1 protein-coding gene and 1 pseudogene are annotated in these 2,989 nt (G+C 43.7%); one reads left to right on the top strand and one right to left on the bottom strand.

From position 1 onward, the window contains the following. Positions 1–2,677 (top strand): aconitate hydratase AcnA (acnA, locus tag ABYB02_RS16160; RefSeq protein ID WP_372763406.1); only part of this gene is annotated, 2,677 nt, incomplete at its 5' end. A gap of 89 nt (positions 2,678–2,766) precedes the next feature. Here acnA and ABYB02_RS16165 read toward each other — a convergent pair. Beyond that, positions 2,767–2,989 (bottom strand): annotated as a pseudogene (locus ABYB02_RS16165) (DUF4124 domain-containing protein); the annotation flags it as partial.

Consider the following 2,989-nt stretch of genomic DNA (forward strand, 5'->3'; position numbering starts at 1 on the left):
AAAAGGGCTAGGCGATAAAGCCAAACGCTTACCTTTTTCATTAAAAATACTGCTCGAAAACCTGCTGCGTAATGAAGACGGCGAAAATATTAAACAGCAAGACATTCAAGCCTTATTAGATTGGGATCCGCAAGCTAAGCCAGCAACGGAAGTTGCTTTCACACCGGCGCGCGTGGTGATGCAAGACTTTACCGGCGTACCCGCGATTGTCGATTTGGCCGCGATGCGCGATGCAATGGAGAAATTGGGCGGCGATCCAGCGAAAATAAACCCACTATCCCCAGCAGAGCTCGTTATTGATCACTCGGTACAAGTTGATGGTTATGGTAATGATGGCGCATTTGATTTAAACGCCAAGCTTGAGTACGACCGCAACAAAGAACGTTATGAGTTTTTACGTTGGGGGCAAACTGCCTTTGATAACTTAAAAGTCGTGCCGCCTGCCACCGGTATTGTGCACCAAGTAAACTTAGAATACTTAGGCCGCGTGGTGTTTAATGATGAGCGTAATGGGCAAAAATTTGCTTACCCTGATACGTTAGTGGGCACCGATTCACATACCACAATGATCAACGGTTTAGGTATATTGGGCTGGGGTGTCGGGGGGATTGAAGCTGAAGCAGCTATGCTTGGACAACCTATTAGCTTGCTAATACCACAGGTGGTGGGCGTTAAGCTAAGTGGACGCTTACCCGAAGGAACCACGGCTACCGATTTAGTACTCACAGTAACCGAAATGCTGCGTAACCATGGTGTTGTAGGTAAATTTGTAGAATTTTATGGTGATGGACTTGCCGATTTACCACTTGCCGATCGAGCCACTATTGCCAACATGGCTCCGGAGTATGGTGCAACCTGTGGTATTTTCCCTATTGATGACGAAACCATTAATTACTTACGCTTAACCAACCGTGATGAAACACAACTTAAACTGATTGAAGACTACGCAAAGCACCAAGGCTTATGGCGTAATGATGGCGATGAAGCTAATTATACCGATAAACTCGAACTTAAATTAAATGATGTTGTGCCTAGCTTAGCCGGTCCTAAGCGCCCGCAAGATAGAATTTCGCTAGATAAAGCAGGCGAAGCAATTAGCCAGCATTTAAAAGAGTTTCAAAACGAACGTTTAGCTAAACTCGAGAGTAGTGATGAAGAACAAGCACGCATCGAAAGCGAAGGTCCTGCAACTAACCCAGACCAAGGCACTAGCGAAGCACCGTTTATAGGCGCTGCAAAAGTAAAATTTAAAGGCCAAGAGTTTGAATTAACCGATGGGGCATGTGTGATAGCCGCTATTACCAGTTGTACCAATACCTCTAACCCGAGTGTTATTTTAGCGGCTGGATTAGTGGCTAAAAAAGCTAAGCAGTTGGGCATTAATGTAAAACCTTGGGTTAAGACATCACTGGCACCTGGCTCTAAAGTGGTAACCGACTACTTAGAAAAAGCCGGTTTAATGGAGGATTTAGAAAGCTTAGGTTTTAACTTAGTTGGCTATGGCTGTACCACTTGTATTGGTAACTCAGGTCCATTAGCTACTGAAATTTCAGATGCTATTCACAAACACAAATTGGTTGTAAGCTCTATTTTATCGGGTAACCGTAACTTTGAAGGGCGTATTCACCAAGATGTTAAAATGAACTTCTTAGCATCACCACCACTGGTCGTTGCTTACGCCATTGCTGGACGAACAGATATAGATGTGTATAGCGAACCATTGGCGCAAGATGAAAATGGTAACGATATTTATCTAAAAAATATTTGGCCAAGCGTAAAAGAAGTCAGTGACTTAGTGAAGAAAACGGTAACCAAGGAAATGTTCGAAAAAAGTTATGCTAACGTGTATGAAGGTGATAGCCGCTGGCAAAAAATTCAAATTCCAGACGGCAAGCTTTACGACTGGAATGATGCATCAACTTACATTAAAAAAGCGCCCTTTTTTGATGGCATGACGGTTGAACCACCGGGTATTCCGACAATTACGGGAGCACGCTGTTTAGCAAAACTGGGGGATTCGGTGACCACTGACCATATCTCACCTGCGGGTGCGATAAAAGCAGACTCACCCGCAGGCTTATATTTGCAAGCTAACAATGTAGAGCAAGCACAGTTTAACTCTTATGGCTCGCGTCGGGGTAATCACGAAGTAATGATGCGCGGTACCTTTGCTAATATCAGGCTTAAAAACTTACTGGCCCCCGGTACTGAAGGCGGGGTTACTCGCACCCAACCTAATGATGAGTTAGCCAGTATTTATGATGCAGCAATGGAGTACCAAAATAATAATACGCCATTAGTTGTGTTAGCCGGTAAAGAATACGGTACCGGCTCATCACGAGACTGGGCTGCGAAAGGCTCGCTACTATTAGGCGTTAAAGCGGTAATAGCACAAAGCTATGAACGTATACATCGCTCTAACCTGATTGGTATGGGCGTACTCCCTCTACAATTTAAAGAGGGTGAAAGTCATGAGTCGCTCGGTTTAACCGGACAAGAGCAGTTTTATATTGAAGGTTTGTATGATAAAACCAATGAAGTCAGTGTAATAGCGACTAACAGCGAAGGTAAAAAATTAAGTTTTAGTGTCGATGTACGTATTGATACACCTAAAGAGTGGGATTACTACAAACACGGCGGTATTTTGCAATATGTATTACGCAACATGCTTGATTAAATAAGCGCCTGATTAAAGCAATTTAAAAGCCTAACAACGCTGTTGTTAGGCTTTTTTATTACGATGTTACCTGCAATAACACTATATGGTTAGTGGATCAAATCATTCAATTCTTGGCTGCGTTGCTGTAGCTTTTGCTGCGCTTTTTCAGCATCTTCAAAAAGCTTTTTAATCGCACTAGGATCATACACCGCGGGCGACGCTGAGCTGTGTTGTGGTGTGCTAGACTTAGCACTACCCGACAAAATAGCGGTATCTTCCGCCACCATTACATTAACTTCAGTAGGGCTTAATTGTGCTTCGACACTCAGC

It is taken from the genome of Pseudoalteromonas sp. (assembly GCF_041613455.1).
In the GTDB taxonomy this organism is placed as follows: Bacteria; Pseudomonadota; Gammaproteobacteria; order Enterobacterales; family Alteromonadaceae; genus Pseudoalteromonas.